Annotated in this window: 10 protein-coding genes, 1 tRNA gene and 2 pseudogenes; 7 read left to right on the top strand and 6 right to left on the bottom strand. The window is 61.9% G+C overall.

The window, feature by feature from the left end; translation table 11 throughout:
- From L0Z65_RS01460 to L0Z65_RS01475, 4 genes are all read right to left on the bottom strand, one after another.
- Positions 1-1,035 carry an ABC transporter substrate-binding protein gene (locus L0Z65_RS01460; RefSeq protein WP_405110112.1) on the bottom strand — a complete coding sequence of 345 codons (1,035 nt, stop codon included), beginning with the start codon at positions 1,033-1,035 and terminating at the stop codon, positions 1-3.
- Positions 1,036-1,339: 304 nt separating this feature from the next.
- Positions 1,340-1,416, bottom strand: a tRNA-Arg gene (locus L0Z65_RS01465).
- 34 nt (positions 1,417-1,450) lie between these two features.
- Positions 1,451-1,930: a GNAT family N-acetyltransferase gene (locus L0Z65_RS01470; RefSeq protein ID WP_405110115.1), complete on the bottom strand. Its 480-nt coding sequence runs from the start codon at positions 1,928-1,930 to the stop codon at positions 1,451-1,453.
- A gap of 203 nt (positions 1,931-2,133) precedes the next feature.
- Positions 2,134-3,636: an ABC-F family ATP-binding cassette domain-containing protein gene (locus tag L0Z65_RS01475; RefSeq protein WP_405110118.1), complete on the bottom strand. Its 1,503-nt coding sequence runs from the start codon at positions 3,634-3,636 to the stop codon at positions 2,134-2,136.
- A 325-nt stretch (positions 3,637-3,961) separates the two neighbouring features.
- Here L0Z65_RS01475 and L0Z65_RS01480 point away from each other — a divergent pair, with 325 nt between their 5' ends.
- On the top strand, positions 3,962-5,185 hold the full coding sequence (locus L0Z65_RS01480; protein ID WP_405110121.1) for a 50S ribosomal protein L11 methyltransferase: 1,224 nt from the start codon (positions 3,962-3,964) through the stop codon (positions 5,183-5,185).
- Between the two features lie 345 nt (positions 5,186-5,530).
- On the opposite strand, the pseudogene L0Z65_RS01485 reads toward L0Z65_RS01480, so the two are convergent.
- Positions 5,531-7,397, bottom strand: a pseudogene (locus tag L0Z65_RS01485) (methyl-accepting chemotaxis protein).
- Between the two features lie 1,016 nt (positions 7,398-8,413).
- Between L0Z65_RS01485 and L0Z65_RS01490 the strand changes: the two are divergent.
- The 4 genes and pseudogenes from L0Z65_RS01490 to fdhF all read left to right on the top strand — a co-directional run bounded on the left by L0Z65_RS01490 (position 8,414) and on the right by fdhF (position 14,588).
- Positions 8,414-8,956, top strand: coding sequence for a winged helix DNA-binding protein (locus tag L0Z65_RS01490; RefSeq protein WP_254683379.1), 543 nt, complete (start codon positions 8,414-8,416; stop codon positions 8,954-8,956).
- A gap of 173 nt (positions 8,957-9,129) precedes the next feature.
- Positions 9,130-10,026 (top strand): LysR family transcriptional regulator, encoded by an 897-nt coding sequence (locus tag L0Z65_RS01495; protein ID WP_405110123.1) that lies wholly within the window; start codon positions 9,130-9,132, stop codon positions 10,024-10,026.
- A 51-nt stretch (positions 10,027-10,077) separates the two neighbouring features.
- Positions 10,078-11,810: pseudogene (locus L0Z65_RS01500) on the top strand (NAD(P)H-dependent oxidoreductase subunit E).
- Positions 11,811-11,813: 3 nt separating this feature from the next.
- Entirely contained in the window at positions 11,814-14,588 is a 2,775-nt protein-coding gene (fdhF, locus tag L0Z65_RS01505) for a formate dehydrogenase subunit alpha (RefSeq protein ID WP_405110126.1), read from the top strand.
- Positions 14,589-14,844: 256 nt separating this feature from the next.
- On the opposite strand, the gene L0Z65_RS01510 is transcribed toward fdhF, so the two are convergent.
- A complete protein-coding gene (locus tag L0Z65_RS01510; protein WP_405110129.1) occupies positions 14,845-15,126 on the bottom strand; it encodes a DUF1330 domain-containing protein in 282 nt (93 codons plus the stop codon).
- A 95-nt stretch (positions 15,127-15,221) separates the two neighbouring features.
- On the opposite strand from L0Z65_RS01510, the gene L0Z65_RS01515 reads away from it, so the two are divergent.
- Together L0Z65_RS01515 and L0Z65_RS01520 are read left to right on the top strand one after the other, a co-directional pair.
- Positions 15,222-16,112 (top strand): LysR family transcriptional regulator, encoded by an 891-nt coding sequence (locus L0Z65_RS01515; RefSeq protein WP_405110132.1) that lies wholly within the window; start codon positions 15,222-15,224, stop codon positions 16,110-16,112.
- 150 nt (positions 16,113-16,262) lie between these two features.
- Complete coding sequence (locus tag L0Z65_RS01520) at positions 16,263-18,314, top strand: FAD-dependent oxidoreductase (protein ID WP_405110135.1); 2,052 nt, start codon at positions 16,263-16,265, stop codon at positions 18,312-18,314.
- The last annotated feature ends 272 nt before the right edge of the window (positions 18,315-18,586 follow it).

The following is an 18,586-nucleotide window of genomic DNA, read 5'->3' on the forward strand; positions in this document are numbered from 1 at the left end:
TCAGGAGCCTCCCTTCGCGAGTAGCCCGGCATTTGCAGTGCTGCTCACCACGGTTGCGGGGTCGCCATCCGCCGCCGCCTCCAGCAGGGGCACCAGCTGGTCGAGCGCATAATCAAGGCTGAGCGGGCTGGAATGGGACAGCGCGGCGGACAGCAATTTGTCGGCATAGATCTCGCGCCCCTCACGATAGGCCCGTGTGGTATGGCGCAGCGGCATCCGGGCGAGTTTTTCAACATTGCGCCCAGTGTCCAGCCAGATCAGCGCATCCACATCCATTGCCGACGGGTCTTCGGCGGGAAATTCAACGTAAAACCTGTTGAGCGCATTTGGCCCGCCCGGCGCGTCCGGCACCGAAAACCCTAAGGCGGTGAGGAACTGGCCGCGAATATCGGCACGGGTATAGGCGCGGGTGTGACCGGCCCAGGCCATCATAGCGCTGGCGCCTTGCCATTCGGGATGGGATGCACGCAGCTCGGCAAAACGCCCCTCGATCCGGGTGACAATCGCCTCAGCGGTGGTGCGCTTGCCGGTGGCGGTTCCCAGTCGCAGCAGCATCTGCTGCCAGGGGGTGCCATAGTCGCCATCCTCGGCGCGCGGCGGGAGGGTCGGGGCGATTTGCGACAGCAGCGCATATTGCTGTGCGGTGATGCCGGACCACTGCGCGGCGATCAGATCAGGCTCCATGGCCGCGATCCGTTCGATGTCGATCTCGCCCCGCATCACCACCGGTTGAGCCTCCCCAAGCGCATCATGCCCCCAAGGCCAGACGCCATAGGGATCGCTGCCGTACCATTTGCGCAACGCATAGGGGCGCTCTCCCAATGCCAGCAGAAAATCATGCCCGATGAAGCTGAGCGAGACGATGCGGGTGGGTTTGGCGGGTACCGTCGTGGTGCCGTAGCGGTGGTCGATCACTGCCGGAAAGGGATCCGCGCTGCCGGGCAGCGGCAGGAGGCCCAGCACCAGCGCGGCCAGGGGCGCTGCACAGGCCATCAGGGGGGAGCGCCAGCCTGATCCACGCTGGGCAAGCCGCATCGGGCCGTGTTTTTTCCCTGGTTTTCGAGATGGTTGGGCCTGTCTCACGTGTCTCTCCAGCCAGCGGCAGGGGGCTGCCGCAGTGTTGATCATTCTGTTGATCGGGGATGGCTGGATTTCGGTGCCGCGAGAGGCGCAGAATCTTGCTGAGAGCGCCATTTTGGGCGCGTTCCGTCACCTATTTAACCTTAGTTCTTTTGTCAAGTTAAGGGAGGGGCGGCCTGTTGCAGATGTCAGGCAGGCATCGTGCAAGCCGAACAGATATGACCGGTCTGTCGCATATCGCCGAATGGTAAAGGCGTGCTGGCGATCCCTGAAGGACTCGAACCCTCAACCTGCTGATTAGAAGTCAGCTGCTCTATCCAGTTGAGCTAAGGGACCGCTGGCGCCAGTTATGACAGGACGCGGGGAAGGGTCAAGTCGCGGCGGGCAGGTCGAGGCGCATAAAGAGCGACCAAGGGTCTTCGGTATAGCCTTCGAACGGCGGACATTCGACAAAGCCATAGCTCTCGTAAAGCCGTCTTGCGGCAAGAAAATCGGGTGTGGAGCCGGTTTCCAGATAGATCGCTGTTGCCTGTTCCGCACGCGCCCTGTGCAGCAGAAATTCAAGCATCTGACGCCCGGCGCCGCTGCCGCGGGCCTCGGCAAGGGTATGCATGGATTTCAACTCACGCCCGCCGTCTGACAGGGTTTTGAGGGCGCCCATCGCAATAGCCTTGCCCTCGCGCCGCAATAGAAAGAAGGCCACATCCGGGGCGTCAAGCCCGCTGCCGTCGAGCGCGTGGCAGCTCTCTTCAGGGGATTGTGCGGCCATCTGGTCCAGATGACGGAGGATCAGCGATCGGGCCTCGGGCTCTGCCGGGCTGGCGCGGGTGATGGCAATCGTGGCGGGCATTGCGGGGTATCCTCTGGTCTGGCCTTACCCCGCTTTGGGGCCGGTATTGCTGCCCGCAGGGTCACCAAAAGTGCGTCGCGGCGCAAGCGGTTATGCGGTGCTGAGGTGACAGGGTGCTCTGCGGGCAGCGCTTTGCCTAAAATTTAGGCAGGTGGCGGCAGGGCGGCTGACCTGCCGCCCCGGTCTCTCAAGGGGCGGCCATTTCAGAGGCGAGGAAGGCCTCGGGACTGGCGACCTCCTCCAGGCGGCGACCGCGAGATCTGCCAGAACCGATTGCCAACTGCGCGCAGGAAGCTGCGGTCGTGGGTCACCAGCAGACAGGCGGCACCATGGGCGACCAGCTCTGCCTCCAGCGCTTCCTGCCCTTCGATATCGAGATGGTTTGTCGGCTCATCCAAGAGATAAAAATTCGGGTGTTTAAGCCGCAGAAGCAGCATCGCCAGCCGCGCCTTCTGCCCGCCCGAGAGTGTCGCAACCGGGGTATCCTGCAGGGCGAATTTGACCCCGGCACCCGCCAGCAGGCTGCGCGCGGATTGGTCGCCAACATCTGACGCCGCCGTGACCAGCGCCAGCGGGGTTTCCGGCCCGGACAGCTGGCTGAGGTGCTGATCCGAGTAGGCCGGGACAATCGAGGGCGCGCATTTGATGTCCGCGCGGGCGCCGGTCAGGGCCTGCTGGATCATTCGGACCAATTGCGTTTTGCCAGTGCCATTGGCGCCCAGCAGCACGATGCGGTCACCGGGGGTGATCCACTTCTGCCCCGTGCTGTAAAGCGGCCGTCCGTCCGGCGTGTCCACCGTGAGATCATCCAGTGTGATCAGGGCCTTGGCGTGGGTGCCGCTGTTGCCGAGCCGGATGTCACCTGCGGAGTGTTCGCGGTGCGCCGGGGTGGCCGCAGCCTCCAGCCGGTCGGCGCGATCCGCCAGCTGCTTGGTCTTGGTCAACAGCAGATCGGAGCCGGAGTTGGTGCCGACGTTTTTCAGCTTGGCCGCCTGCTGGCGCAGCTGCTGGGCCTTCTTCAGGTCGTTGCTGTGGCGGCGCGCCTCAGCGGCGTCATGGTCGTCCAGAGCGCTGCGGGCGGCGGAAAACGGCAGCTGAAACACCCGCGATCCCTCTGCCCGCAGGAACAGGGTGCGCGTGGTCGTGGCATCCAGAAAGGCGCGGTCATGGGAAGTGATCACCATCGGCAGATCGCGGGAGCGCTGCGACAGCCAGCCTTCGAGAAAGGCGATGCGTTTCAGATCCAGATGGTTGGTCGGCTCATCCAGCAGCAGGAGATCCGGCGTATTGATCCAGGCGGCAGCGAGCATGGCGGTGCGCTGCCAGCCGCCGCTGAGCGTGCCCAGCGGCTGATGCTGGAAGTCATACGGCACCTGCAGCTCATCCAGCACCACATCAACGCGCCAGCTTTCGTAATCGGCTTGATCGGCGGGCAGCGCGGCCTGCACCCAGTCGTACAGCGCGATTGGCAGCGCGTCTGCGGGCAGGCTTTGTGTCACATGGCCGATGCGCAGGCCACGGGCGCGGGTGATTTCGCCTGTGGTTGGGGCCAGCTCATTGGCGAGACAGGCCAGAAGGGTTGATTTCCCGCGCCCATTGGCGGCGACCAGACCGATACGGTCGCCTTTTGAGAGGGTCAGGGAGAGGTCGGAGAACAGCGGATCGCCAAGGGTGACACCCAGGGCATTGAGATTGATGACAGACATGGAAAACTCAGCTCAAAAAGATATGGCCGCGGCAGCGGCAATAGGCAGACCAGTTTCTGAGACTTTCCTCTGGCCAGCCCTGCAAACGGATTTACAGGGCCAGACGGGGGCCGTGCTGAAGTCGCCGGATGATACGCATGTTCAGCTGATGCCCTCCCATTGTGTGTGTGACCGTTATCGCAAGGCTAGAAAACTGAGCGGTGCTTGGCAAGGGGGCGGTCGCTGAGGCGTGCTGGATGTGCCGTGACGCCTTTACCAATTCTTAGACCCGCATGGAGGATAGTCGCGATCAAGTGCATTTGCCTCAAATAGGGAAGACTAAAAATTGCTCAAAATACAAACGCCGAACCCTGCTCCGCGCTCCTCTCAAACGGCGCGTGCGGATGCCGGGACATTTGTGCAGCTTGCAAAAACGGCCTCCCTTGCGGATGGCGGGGTGCAGACCTCGCAGCTGTTGGCAGAGGCGTTGCAACTGGACCCGCATCACCATGAGGCGCAGATTCTGCAGGAGCGGCTGCATCAGACGTTTGTGCCGCGTTGGCATTTTCCCATGCTGGCAGATCAGGCACGCAACCGCGCCTATGCCGAGGCCATCGCAATGAAGGTGAGGCCGGGCGATATCGTGCTGGACATCGGTTGCGGCGCGGGGCTGACGGCGATGCTGGCGGCGCGGGCCGGGGCCAAACATGTCTATACCTGCGAACAGCAGCCGCTGATCGCGGCGGCGGCCACGCAGGTGATTGCCGACAACGGTCTGAGCGACCGCATTACGGTTCTTTCGAAGTGGTCGCATGAGATTGTCATCGGCGTTGATATGCCGGAACAGGCCGATGTGGTGGTCTCTGAAATCGTTGATACGGTGCTGCTGGGGGAGGGTGCGCTGGATACGCTGAGCCATGCGATGGCTGTGCTGGCCAAGCCGGGTGCGCGGGCCATCCCGGAAACCGGGACATTGGTGGCCCGGTTGGTTGAGAGTGAGGCGCTGCTGCAGCAGTGGCGGCCGCAGACGGCGGAGGGGTTCGACCTCAGCGCGTTTCATCATCTGGCGCGGGTCGCACAGATTACGCCAGGCGATTTTATGGCCTGCGGGCTGCGGCCTCTGGGGCCGAGCACCGATCTGTTTCAGTTTGATTTTACCCAGCCCGATGTGGCCCCGGCGCGCAGCAACGCACGGTTGGGCTGCACTCATGGCGGTGTGGCTCATGCGGTCTTTGTCAGTTTCGAGATGCAGCTGGCACCGGGGATTGCGCTGACAAACGGGCTTACGTCGGATGGGCATTGGGGGCGGACGGCGTTTCTGCTGGATGCGTCGCGGCGGCTGTCGCCCGGCGATGAATTGCAGGTGACAGCGCAGCACGATGCCGCCGCGCTGAGCGTGTCGGTCCATGATGCAGAGACTGCGGCGGATCGGGCGCAGGTCTGGCTGGAGCCTGCCTGGCGGCTGGAGGGGAACCCGTCTGAGCCGACCCCTCCGGCGGCGCTGAGCTACCCGGGCTGGACGCCGACGCAGAGCGCATCGGCTGAGGCACCGGTTCGCGCCTGTTCCTGACCCTGGCGCGCAGCCTGTGCCAAGGCTGCGCCTGCCTGATGGGAGCGGCTGCGATGAACACCTGTGGTGACGGCGGTTGTTGCCTCTCATGCAAACGAAAAGGGGGCGCGTCGCCGGAGGCCGCCCCCTTGTTGTTGGGAAAAGCAAATGCGCCTGCCGGACCATGCGGGTGTGGCGTAGTGGCGTGACGCCGCGCTTGACCAGATAGCTGAGCGGTGGGGCGGGACTTTGGGGCTGCGCCTGCCGTGGCGGACTGGCGTCGCGGGGCTGGCGTGAGCAATGGGATACCACAAAAAAGGCGCGCCTGATGGGGCGCGCCTTGTCAGTGTGTCGACCGCAGGAGGATCAGAAATCCTCCCATCCGGCAGCGGCCTTAGCTGGGCTGGCGTCAAAGAAATCATCATCACCATGCGCCGAGGGCGCCGGGTTTGCCGCCGCTGCTGGTGCGACGGCTGCAGTTGGCCGGGCTGGCGCCGGGGCGCTGGGGGCCATGGCCACCACATTGCCTGCCGCCTTGCGGGTTTTGAACACAGAGACCTGACGGGCCAGTTCATTGGCGTCGTTGCGCAGGATCTGGCTGGCTGCGGTCGATTCCTCGACCATGGCGGCGTTGTGCTGGGTCACCTGATCCAGCTGGGTGACGCCGGTGTTGATCTCGCCCAGTGTGGTGGATTGCTCCTGCGCGCCAGTGGCGATGCCGCTGACATGACCGGAGATGGTGGCGACCCGGTCGATGATCTGTTTCAATTCCTCGCCGAGCGCGACCGACAAGATCCACACCTTCGCCCACGTGGCTGGTGCTCTCGCTGATCAGGGCCTTGATCTCCTGTGCGGCATCCGAGGAGCGTTGCGCCAGCGCGCGGACTTCGGATGCGACGACGGCAAAGCCACGTCCAGCCTCGCCTGCGCGGGCAGCCTCAACACCCGCGTTCAGGGCCAGAAGATTGGTCTGGAACGAAATGTCGTCAATGACGGAGATGATCTGAGAGATCTTTTCCGACGAAGTTTCGATCTTGGACATGGCATCCACGGCGCGGGTGACGACCTCGCCGCTGTTGACGGCCGTCTCTTTGGCCTCGGATACGATCCCCTCGACCTCACGGGCGCCATCGGCGGCGGATTTCACGCTGACAGTCAGCTGTTCCATCGCGGCGGCGGTCTCTTCCAGCGTGGCGGCCTGCGATTCCGTGCGCTGTGACAGATCCCCGGAGGACTGGCTGATTTCCTCGGCACTGGCGCGAATGCGTGAGGAGTTTTCGATCACCGCGTCAATAATGCCGACCATCTTGTCGACGGTCTTGTTGAAATTCTGGCGCAGGCTTTCGTAATCGGCCGAGAATTCTTCGTCGATGGTCTGCGACAGATCCCCTTCGGAGAGGGTATGAAGCCCATCGTTCAGGCGGTCCACAACCAGCTTCTGTGCGGCCTGATCGGCATGGCGCTGTTCTTCGACGGTGCGGGCCGCGGAGAGTTGCGCCTTCAGCGCCTCAATATGGCGTGCAATCAGGCCGATTTCATCGCCGCGCGTCTGGTGTTCGGTATCGTGGTCATAATCCCCGTCGGCAAGACGGTTGATGGCGGTGGCGACATCGCCAAGGGGGCGGGACATCATCGACCGCAGCGCAACCACGGAGAGGCCGAGCATGACCACAAAGGCGGCCCCCGCAAGGAGGAAGGACAACAGCTGGTTCGGGGCCACTTCGGCAAAGGCCACATCCGGCGACCAGACCATGCCGACAGCGCCAACCACAACGGTGCCTTCGGCGCCCGCTGTTGCGGGTGCAGCGACCAGATAACCGTTCTCGCTATACTCCATCTGATTGGATTCCATCGCTTTTTGTGCGACGAGCGTCAGTTCCGCGATTTCAGCCTCTGTCGCGACACCGGTGGAGGCGACGGTCTTGCTTTTGCCGTTGATCGCAATGCCGTGGCTGGCGCGACCGTTCGACAGCTCAATCAGCGATTCTAGATCGCTCTCGAGACGTTCGGTGTCGCCAAAGCGGATGGCGCCGCCGCTGCGCGCGGCCACGGTTACGGTGACACCTTCGGCCAGCGTCCGCACGCCGCTGTCAACGGCTTCGCCCAGAATTTTCTGGTTTTCCCAGGTTAGAAACAGGGTGACCACAAGGGTGGACACTGCAATGAGCAGACTGCATTTGGCAAAGACAGAGAGCCTGTTCAGGGCCGCACGTGCAGGGTTTCGGAATTTCATTTCAGCACCTTTCAGTCGCCGTTGCGCGGAACCGGCGCGCGGGCGGTATTTGAGTCGGACTAATACCGACAGCCCCCAATAGGCAGCCGCGCCATCGGGCTGCCTCGCTTCACGATGGGATTGACCGGAATTGGACACCCCAGAAAACCATGCCCGATTGGGGGCGGCGACATGGTGAACACAACATGGCATGCCTTTGCACAGGCTCGGATGCCGGTAGTCAGCAAGCGCGAAATAGCGCTGCCCCAATTGAGACAAAAAACGACAGGAAAAGGCGCGGCGACTTTCCGGAACAACTGCAGACACCGCCCTGTAATGGACGTGCAGTGTGCGTATCGCGGTGTAACAGGCCGCAACGAGACTGGTCGGCCCACAGCAGGCCGGGCCGTTACAGGGCGCGGAATCGCTGTGATCGTGGCCTGCATCTGCGCGATAACCAGCTTGAGGTCCGCCCGTCGTTCCAAGGTCCGCTCCTTTTCATAACATGCGCGTCTGCACATATTCGGCGGGTAGCATAGCCATCAGGACTTACCGGTGAATTAATGGCCCAGGCGGCAATGACGGACGCCCCATCGGGCCGGGAATTTTGCGCTGTGATAACGGCGTGAGATGACGAAATTTCACGCAAGGTGATGTTTCAGTTGCGGTTTTGCATCGCGCAGAGGGCAGCGTTTTACAGTCGCGGTGGCCTTGAAGAAGCCTTGCTTTACGGCAGGCAGGTGCGAAATTTTCTGTCATGAAGTCCCCGCAGGGTGGTATTTTATCTATATTCCATCGTATTTCGCATCATTTAAAATTTATCTGGTTTTTTATTTTCCGCTGATTCTCCAAGCCGTTGGAAGAATTCGCCGCGTTTGGCTTCACTTTCTCCTGCACGGACGGGTTGAAACCTAACGCCAGACATTTACTAAGGGGCGTGGTGACGTTTTTGGGGAACGAATGCGGGCAAAACACCTTGACAGAGGGTTTTGCCGCCACCGGAGGCTCATTTTGCCGCTGACGTAAGGAGACTATTGTTGGATACATATTCCGGATCACCCAAGACAGAGGCCGCTGAGGCTGCGGATCAGATCGCGCATCAAGGGGCGGAAGACGATCTGAGCGATTTCGAATTTGCCTTGATGCGGACCTTTGAGGGCTTTGCGCGCTGGCAATCAGAATGCTTGGGTCTGGTGTCGGATCTGGCGGCCTCCGGCCCAGAAATCACCTTGTTGAACGTGATCCGCATGAATGACCGGCCCAAGACGATCAAGGAACTGGCCCGCGTCACCAATCGGGATGATGTGCCGAATATTCAGTATTCGCTGCGCAAGCTGGCCTCGGCAGGGCTGATCCGCAAGACCGGGTCCGGGCGTGGCGGGGTGACCTATTCGGCGACCGACGAGGGGCTGGAGATAACCGCCGCCTATGATGTGCAGCGTCGCAAGCTGCTGCTGCAGGCGCTGGAACAGGTGCCGGGGGTGGAAAACCGCGTGGGTGAGGCGACGCGGGTGCTGAACATTCTGACTGGCATCTATGATGGTATTGCCCGCTCGGCAACGGCGCAGCGGCAAATCTAGGACCCGCGTAGCGCTGCCCCGTCTGCCGGTTTCCGCTGACACCTATCGCGATCTCGACAGCGAGCGAGCTTCGGTGCAGGGTGACCTGCGCCCTTGCGTGTTCGGCCTGTTGCGTCATTGGTGACGCACGGGCAGAGATCAGGGCGCCCCGGCAGCAGCAAGGACGTAGAGCGGTGATTGAACTCAAGGATCTGAGGTTGTTGAGCGCCCTGGCGCGCCATCGGCATTTTGCCAAGGCGGCGCAGGACAGCGGCATGTCGCAACCGGCGTTTTCCATGCGGATCCGCAATCTTGAGGACCGTCTTGGCGTGTCGATCGTGCGCCGTGGGAACCGCTTTCAGGGTCTGACCGAAGAAGGCATGATGATTGTGCGGCGGGCGCGCAGCATTCTGGATGATGCCAAGGCGTTGGAACAGGAAGTGGCGGCGGCGCGCGGGGAGGTCACCGGAACGCTGGTGCTGGGCGTGGTGCCAACGGCGACGGCGTATGCAGCGCAGCTGGTGGACCGGTTGCATCTGGCCCACCGGCGGGTGCTGGCACGGGTTGAGGTGCTCAGCTCGCTGGTGATCCAACAGCGGCTGTTTGATGGCACCATTGATGCTGGCGTGACCTATCACGACAGTCTGGGCCCGGATCAGGTGAGCATTCAGCCGCTCTATGAAGAGGCATATGTTCTGGTCGCGCCAGCGGCTATGGTGGCGGAGCGTTCTGCGGGCGCCGAGGGCATCACCTGGGCGGAGGCGGCGGATCTGCCGCTGAGCCTGTTGGAGCCGCAAATGCAGAACCGGCGTATTCTGGACCGGATCTTTGCCGATCAGGGGTTGCGGCCTGAAGTGCGTTCGGAATCCAGCGGGTTCATGGCGGCGATGGTGATGGCGCGGGCGGGATCGGTTGCAACAATCCTGCCGCAGGCGCTTGTCGAGGCGCTGGGTACGCTGGACGGGACAACGGTGCTGCCGCTGACGGACCCGGCCCCAACCAAACCGATTGCCATGGTGACGCTGGACCGTCAGCCTGCCTTGACCACGGTGCAGGCCCTGCGGGCGGTGGTTGACGATTTCGTGCAATAAGCGTTCGTTATCGTACCTTCGAAATTTCCGATTTGACGATAGGCTTCTTCAATGGAATGCCGCCTTAACTGGCGACGCGAAGTGGAGGTCATTGTGGCACCTTTGGACAATAGCAAGGGCGTGTGGAAATCTGGCAAAGGCAAGGGGCGCAAAACCCCCAAAGGCTAAGCAGCTGGAGGATCAGGCGCATAGCGAGGTTCTGGACCTGATTGGTGACCAGCCGCGCAATCGGGATTTGCTGATCGAATTCCTGCATCTCATTCAGGACAAATACGGCTGTCTCAGCGCGGCGCATATTCGCGCCCTCGCTGAGGAGCTGCGCACCGGGCAGGCGGAGATCTATGAGGTTGCGAGTTTTTACGCCCATTTCGATGTCGTGCGTGAAGGCGAGACACCACCACCGGCGCTGACCATCCGGGTTTGCGACTCGCTGTCCTGCGAGTTGGCGGGTGCCGAAGCGCTGCAGAAGGCGCTGGAAGACGGTCTGGATGCAAGCCAGGTCCGCGTGCTGCGCGCGCCCTGCATGGGGCGCTGCGACACCGCGCCAGTGCTGGAAATCGGCCACAACCACATCGACCATGCCACGGTTGAAAAGGTCGAAGCGGCGATCGCGGCGGATGATACCCACGCGCATGTCCCCGAATACGAAACCTTTGCAGCTTATGAGGCTGAAGGTGGTTACGCCACGCTGAAAGACCTGCGCACCAACGGCGACTGGGAAGCGGTTCAGGCGAAAGTCAAAGAAGCCGGTCTGCGCGGTCTGGGCGGTGCTGGTTTCCCGTCCGGCACCAAATGGGGCTTTGTGCGCGCCAATGAGGGCCCGCGTTACCTGGCTGTAAATGGCGACGAGGGCGAGCCGGGCACCTTCAAGGATCGCTACTATCTGGAGCGCACGCCGCATGTCTTCCTTGAAGGGATGTTGATTGCCGCCTGGGCGGTCGAGGCGGAGAAAGCCTTCATCTATATGCGCGACGAATATCCGGCGGTGCTGGAGATTTTGCGCCGCGAGATCAGTGCGCTGGAAGAGGCGGGCATCGTTGAGGCGGGTTACATTGACCTGCGCCGCGGGGCAGGGGCCTATATCTGCGGTGAAGAAAGCGCGATGATCGAGTCGATCGAAGGCAAACGCGGCGAGCCGCGCCACCGCCCGCCCTTTGTGGCGCAGGTGGGGATCTTTGGTCGTCCGACGCTGGTTCATAACGTCGAGACGCTCTACTGGGTTTGCAAGGTCAACCGTGAAGGGCCGGAGTGCCTGAACGCGGTTGAGAAGAACGGCCGCAAGGGGCTGCGCAGCTATTCGGTGTCGGGTCGGGTGAAGAACCCCGGCGTGCATCTGCTGCCTGCTCAGCTCCACCATCACTGACATCATTGAGGCCAGCGGCGGGATGCTGGATGGCCACGCGTTCAAGGCGTATCAGCCGGGCGGTCCATCCTCCGGCCTGCTGCCTGCGTCGATGCATGATATCCCGCTCGATTTCGATACGTTGCAGCCGCATGGTACCTTTATTGGCTCCGCTGCCGTTGTGGTTCTGTCTGATCAGGACTCGGCCCGCGATGCGGCGCTGAACATGCTGCGCTTTTTCGAGGATGAAAGCTGCGGCCAATGCACCCCCTGCCGGGTGGGCTGTGAGAAAGCCGTCAAGCTGATGAGCGAGAAGAAATGGGATCAGGGCCTCTTGGAAGAGCTGAGTGCCGCCATGGTCGATACCTCGATCTGCGGTCTGGGACAGGCGGCGCCCAATCCGATCCGTCTGACCATCAAACACTTCCCCGAGGAGGTATAAGCCATGAGCGATCACATTACTTTCACTCTCGATGGCGAGCAGGTCACAGCCGAGGCTGGTCTGACCATCTGGGAAGTTGCCAACGGCCGTGGTCTGAAGATCCCGCATCTGTGCCACAAGCCGCAGCCGGGTTACCGCCCGGACGGCAACTGCCGCGCCTGCATGGTGGAGATCGAGGGAGAGCGCACGCTGGCCGCCTCCTGCATCCGCGAACCTGCCGAGGGCATGGTTGTCACCACCAATAACGCGCGCGCGGAAGGTGCCCGCAAGATGGTGATGGAACTGCTGGTTGCCGACCAGCCGAAGCAGGAAGAGGCGCGCGATAAGTCCTCGCATCTGTGGGATATGGCAGAGCTGAACGGGGTTTCAGAGTCGCGCTTTCCGAAGCTGGAAAAGGACCGCATCCCGCTCTTGGACGACAGCCATGTGGCGATGAAGGTCAATCTGGACGCCTGTATCTCCTGTAACCTCTGCGTGCGCGCCTGCCGTGAAGTGCAGGTCAATGATGTGATCGGTATGGCTGGTCGCGGCCATGATGCCTATCCGGTGTTTGATATCGCGGATCCGATGGGCGCGTCCTCCTGTGTGGCTTGCGGGGAATGCGTGCAGGCCTGCCCGACTGGGGCGCTGATGCCTGCGACCGTGATGGACGACAATCAGGTTGGTGACAGCAAGGATTACGACAGCGAGACCGAAAGCGTCTGCCCGTTCTGCGGTGTCGGCTGCAAGGTGTCGCTGAAGGTCAAGGACGGCAAGGTCAAGCACGTCGAGGGCATCAATGGCCCGGCAAACGAGGGCCGCCTGTGTGTGAAGGGGCGCTTTGGCTTTGACTACATTCATCACCCGCACCGGCTGACCAAGCCGCTGATCCGCCGTGACGATGCGCCGGCAAAAGGCCTGAACGTTGATCCCGGCAATCTCTCGACCCATTTCCGCGAAGCGACCTGGGAAGAGGCGATGGATCTGGCGGGCAAGGAGCTGATGCGCTTGCGGGACGAAGACCCGAAATCGGTTGCTGGCTTCGGCTCGGCGAAATGCACCAATGAGGAGGCCTATCTCTTCCAGAAGTTCATCCGACAGGGCTTCAAGCACAACAACGTCGATCACTGCACCCGTCTGTGCCATGCCTCGTCGGTTGCGGCGCTGATCGAAAATGTCGGTTCAGGTGCGGTGACCGCGACCTTCAACGAGATTGAAAACGCAGATGTGGCGATCGTGATCGGCTCCAACCCGATCGAGAACCACCCGGTGGCGGCGACCTACTTCAAGCAGTTCACCAAACGCGGCGGCAAGCTCATTGTGATGGATCCGCGCGGCGTCGGCCTGCGCCGCTTTGCCACCGAAATGGTGCAGTTCCGCCCCGGTGCCGATGTGTCGATGCTGAACGCGATCATGAATGTGATCGTCGAAGAAGAGCTCTATGACAGCCAGTATATCCATCGCTGGACCGAGAACTGGGAATCTGAAAAAGAGCATCTGAAGCAGTTCACACCTGAGAAGATGTCGGAAATCTGCGGCATCAGCCCGGATCAGCTGCGTCGTGTTGCACGCATCTTTGCCGGGGGGAATGCGGGGCTGATCTTCTGGGGTATGGGCATCTCCCAGCACATTCACGGGACGGATAATTCGCGCTGCCTGATTTCGCTGGCGCTGATGACCGGTAACGTGGGCAAGCCGGGCGCCGGTCTGCATCCGCTGCGTGGCCAGAACAATGTGCAGGGTGCGTCTGACGCGGGCCTCATCCCGATGTTCCTGCCGGATTATCAGACCGTGACCTCGGATGATGTGCGAAAATCCTTCACCGATGTCTGGGGCGGCGGCGACTTCTCGAATGAGAAGGGCCTCACCGTGACCGAGATTGTCGATCAGGCTTATGCCGGCAACATCAAGGGCATGTACATTCAGGGTGAAAACCCGGCGATGTCCGACCCGGATGCCGACCACGCACGGGACGCCTTTGCCAAGCTGGAGCTGATGATCGTTCAGGATATCTTCCTGACCGAAACGGCGAACTATGCCGACATCATCCTGCCGGCGTCGGCGCTCTATGAAAAGAACGGCACCGTGTCGAACACCAACCGTCAGGTGCAGCGGGTGCGCCCCGCTGTGGCGCCTCCGGGTGAGGCGCGTGAGGACTGGAAGGTGACGGTTGAGCTGGCGCGGCGCATTGGTCTGCCGTGGGACTACAAGGATGTCAGCGAAGTCTTTAACGAGATGAAGCTGAACATGAAGTCCCTGAACAACATCACCTGGGAGCGTCTGGAGACCGAGACCATCACCTATCCGTCGCTGCATGAGACAGACCCCGGTCAGGCGATTGTGTTTGGTGACGGCTTCCCGCGTCCCGAAGGCCGCGCCCGCTTCACCCCGGCATCGGTGATCCCGCCGGATGAGGCGCCGGATGCGGACTATCCGATGATCATGACCACGGGCCGCCAGCTGGAGCATTGGCACACCGGGTCGATGACCCGCCGGTCATTGGTGCTGGATGCGGTGGAGCCGGAGGCGAACTGCTCGCTCAACCCGCGCACGCTGAAGCTGATGGGGGTTGAACCGGGCGAAATGGTGCGCCTGTCAACACGCCGTGGGTCGATTGAGATCATGGCGCGGGCTGACCGCGCCATCGCCGAAGACATGGTGTTTGTGCCCTTTGCCTATGTGGAAGCGGCCGCCAACATCCTGACCAATCCGGCGCTGGACCCCTACGGCAAGATCCCCGAGTTCAAATTCTCGGCGGTGAAGGTTGAGAAGATCGAAGGGCAGATCGCAGCCGAGTGAACCGGCGGATCTGACTGAGACAGTAGAGCGGGCGCGGAACCAGAGGTTCCGCGCCCGTTTTCTCTCGTGGCGCCGGGCTGACGCCCGGCGCGGGCGTGGCCCGTTGCTGTGTTGGAAGCCAGAGCGGAGCAAATGGGGCGCATGAGATGTGGCCGCGCGCGACCTGCGCCGGGCCCAAGGGGCGCGGCGCCACGCCCAACGGCAGCTGGTGGCACTGCCGCCAGCCGACGGGCGGGGGTCTCTGCCTGGGGTTCTGTCAGGCCAGAAGTGTAATCGCGCTTTTGCCTGCGCGCTGGCGCAGGGCGTGCGTCTCCTGCAAATCGGGATCATTGATCCAAGCCTTGGCGGCGTCGGCGTTGGCGAATTCCAGGATGACACCGATACCGGTGGCATCACGCGTGCCTTCGATCACGGTTTGCCGCGGGGTGGAGACCAGCACTTTTGCCCCGTGTTTCTGCAGAGCCGCCCCGGCTTTCTCGCGGTAGGCGGCCATGGTGTCGGGGTCTTTCAGCAGGAGGTTTACATATACATAGGCCATCGTCTGTCCTTTCAGTGTTGATATGAACCTGATGCCAAGAGGTGATCCGCAAGAAAACACATGCATTTGCGTATTGCTCATGCGAAAACGCATGTATGCAAATCAACTGGGACGACATGCGGACCATTCTGGCACTGGTGCGGGCCGGATCTCTGGCCGGGGCGGGGCAGGCGCTCTCCGTCAGTTACACCACCGTTGCGCGCCGTGTGCAGCGGGCCGAGGATATGCTGGGGCGACCGTTGTTTGAACGCCGCCCCGATGGCTATCTGGCCACGGCGGAAGCTGAAGACCTGGCCGCTGCGGCCCGGCGGATGGAGCAGGCGGAGCAATCGGCGTTACGGAACCTCTCTGGGCGCGATCAGAGCCTGTCGGGGGAGTTGGTGCTGACGGCGCCCCAGCTGTTGATCCAGTCTCATCTGGCGCCATTTCTGGCGGAGTTCTGTGCGACCCATCCGGAGGTTGCGCTGACCGTGCGGGCGACAAACGAGGTGCTGGACCTGACCCGGCGCGAGGCGGATCTGGCGATCCGGATCAGCAAGACGCCGGGCGACACGCTGGTGGGCCTGCATCTGGCCGATCAGAAAACCGCCTGCGTTGCGCGGCCCGATCTGGTGGCGCAGGCGGCCGCCGATCCGGAGGCGCCGCTCGACTGGGTGATCTACAGCGGATATGGCGCGCCACCAAAAGCCGCGCTGCAGCACTATCCCAATGCGCGGATACGGGCACGGTTTGACGATATGACCTCACTGATTGCGGCGGCCAAGGCCGGAATGGGGGCCGTCAGGATGCCGGTGTACTTGGGACGGAGTGATCCGGATCTGGCGCCGCTGCCCGGGATTGCGCCGCAGGACTATGCGCCGATCTGGGTGCTGAGCCATCAGGATTTGCTGCAATCGGCCAAGGTCCGTCACTTCAAACGCGGGTTGAAACAGTTCTTTCGCAGCCGACAGCGAGAGTTCACCTCCTTTGATGCGGAGAGCGCGTAGTAAAAGGTGCGGGCTGTGGCGATGTCGCCTGTGTCGTCGATGAGTCCTATCGGAGTCGGAAATTGACCTGACACATCTGTCCAGAGTTGTGATCATACTGGGGAATCTGAAGCCAAACAAACGGCTGTCTTGTCGCCACAGGAGCCTGTTATGTCCAACGACCCTTTGCTGCAGCCCTATCAGCTGAAACACCTTACCCTGCGCAACCGGATCATGACCACCAGCCACGAACCAGCCTATCCGGAAGAGGGTATGCCCAAGGAACGCTATGCGGCCTATCACGCGGAACGGGCCAAGGCGGGTGTGGCGCTGGCGATGACGGCGGGCTCTGCTGCGGTATCGCGTGACAGCCCGCCGGTGTTCAACAATATCCTGGCCTATAAGGATGAGGTGGTGCCCTGGATCCGCAATCTGACCGATCAGCTGCATGAGCATGGTTGCGCGGCGATGATCCAGCTGACCCATCTGGGGCGACGCACGGGCTGGGACAAGGGGGATTGGCTGCCCTCAATCAGCTCCTCGCGCCACCGCGAACCTGCGCACCGCGCTTTTCCAAAGCTGGCGGAGGATTGGGACATCACCCGCGTCATCGCCGATTTCGCAGATGCGGCGGAGCGGATGAAGGCAGGCGGCATGGATGGGATCGAACTGCAGGTCTATGGCCATCTGCTGGACCAGTTCTGGTCTCCGCTGACCAATGATCTGGATGGGCCCTACGGGGGTCAGACGCTGGACAGCCGGATGGCGCTGCCGATGGCGGTGCTGACGGCAGTGCGTGACCGGGTCGGCAGCGATTTTATCGTTGGCCTGCGGTATACGGCGGATGAGGCGCAGACGGGCGGGATCACCCCTGAGGAGGGGCTGGAGATCTCCAAACGTCTGGCCGCCAGCGGGATGGTCGATTTCCTGAACGTGATCCGGGGCCGCATCCACACGGATCCGGCAATGACCGATGTGATCCCAGTGCAGGGGATGGCATCGGCACCGCATCTGGATTTTGCCGGTGAGGTCAAAAAGGCCACAGGCCTGCCCACCTTTCATGCCGCGCGGATCCCCGACGTGGCCACCGCGCGTCATGCCATTTCGGACGGTCTTCTGGACATGGTGGGCATGACCCGCGCCCATATGGCTGATCCGCATATTGTGCAGAAGATCACCGAGGGGCGCGAGGATGACATCCGCCCCTGTGTCGGCGCCACCTATTGTCTGGACCGGATCTATCAGGCGGGGGAGGCGCTGTGCATTCACAACGCCGCAACCGGGCGCGAGTTGACAATGCCGCATGTGATCCCTCGGGCTGAGGCCCGTAAGCAGGTGGTGGTGGTCGGCGCAGGCCCCGGCGGTCTGGAGGCGGCGCGCGTTGCGGCAGAACGCGGTCATGCGGTCACCGTCTTTGAGGCCGCCCCCGATCCCGGCGGACAGGTCCGGCTCACCGCACAAAACCAGCGCCGCCGCGAGATGATGGGCATCATTGACTGGCGCATGGCGCAATGTGCCGCACGGGATGTGCAGTTCCGCTTCAACACCTGGGCGGAGGCAGAGGATGTGACCGCTCTCTCTCCTGATGTTGTGATCATTGCAACCGGCGGGCTGCCGAATATGCAGCTATTCGAGGCGGGCGAGGAGGCAGCGCATGTTGTTTCGGCCTGGGATATCATTTCGGGGGATGTGACGCCCGGCGGATCGGTTCTTATATATGACGAAAGCGGCGATCACCCGGCGCTTCAGGCGGCCGAGGTTGCCGCCAAGGCGGGGGCAACGGTTGAGGTGATGACCCCGGACCGCGTCTTTGCCCCCAATGTGATGGCGATGAACCTGGTTCCGTATATGCGCAGCCTGCAGGAGCGGGATGTGACGTTCACCGTGGCCAGACGTCTGCTTGGAGTGGAGAAGGAGGGCAACCGCCTGCGAGCGGTGCTGGGAACCGACTACAGCGCCCATCACTCCAGCAAGCAGTATGATCAGATCGTGCTGAACTACGGCACCCTGCCGCTGGATGATCTCTATTTTGATCTGAAGCCGCTGAGTGTGAATGGCGGAGAGGTTGATTATGACGCCTTGATCGCCGGGAGGCCGCAGCCGCTTGGGACGGCAGAGGCTGGGCAGGGGGGATTTCAGCTCTTTCGGATCGGAGATGCGGTGTCTGCCCGCAATACCCACGCCGCCATCTATGACGCGCTGCGTCTGATGAAGGATATCTGACCTGCGTTTTTCGGTGATTTTGGTTGGTTGGCTTGTTTGTGTGTTTTGCGAGTCTGTGGATATGTGGGGCGAGTCTGTGGGTAAGTTGGGTTTGGGTGGATTTGGAGGAGAGTATTGGCAGGGTTGGGGTGGATTTCGGGTCAGGTATGCTGACTTTGTTGGCGTGTAACTATCTGATTTTGTTTGATTTCACGTTTTTCTCTGCGGAAACTTTGATTTTCTTTGATTTTGGTGTTGCGGCCATCGGTAACTCACCTTAGAACCCCCTTCAC

Origin of the sequence: Phaeobacter sp. BS52, assembly GCF_045040595.1 — a bacterium.
In the GTDB taxonomy this organism is placed as follows: domain Bacteria; phylum Pseudomonadota; class Alphaproteobacteria; order Rhodobacterales; family Rhodobacteraceae; genus Phaeobacter; species Phaeobacter piscinae.

What these genes read in the sequence shown, in the direction of transcription:
- L0Z65_RS01510 (WP_405110129.1), bottom strand. Translation starts at nt 15,126, where the DNA reads ATGGCCTATGTATATGTAAACCTCCTGCTGAAAGACCCCGACACCATG.
- fdhF (WP_405110126.1), top strand. Translation starts at nt 11,814, where the DNA reads ATGAGCGATCACATTACTTTCACTCTCGATGGCGAGCAGGTCACAGCC.
- L0Z65_RS01515 (WP_405110132.1), top strand. Translation starts at nt 15,222, where the DNA reads ATGCAAATCAACTGGGACGACATGCGGACCATTCTGGCACTGGTGCGG.
- L0Z65_RS01475 (WP_405110118.1), bottom strand. Translation starts at nt 3,636, where the DNA reads ATGTCTGTCATCAATCTCAATGCCCTGGGTGTCACCCTTGGCGATCCG.
- L0Z65_RS01520 (WP_405110135.1), top strand. Translation starts at nt 16,263, where the DNA reads ATGTCCAACGACCCTTTGCTGCAGCCCTATCAGCTGAAACACCTTACC.
- L0Z65_RS01460 (WP_405110112.1), bottom strand. Translation starts at nt 1,035, where the DNA reads ATGCGGCTTGCCCAGCGTGGATCAGGCTGGCGCTCCCCCCTGATGGCC.
- L0Z65_RS01470 (WP_405110115.1), bottom strand. Translation starts at nt 1,930, where the DNA reads ATGCCCGCCACGATTGCCATCACCCGCGCCAGCCCGGCAGAGCCCGAG.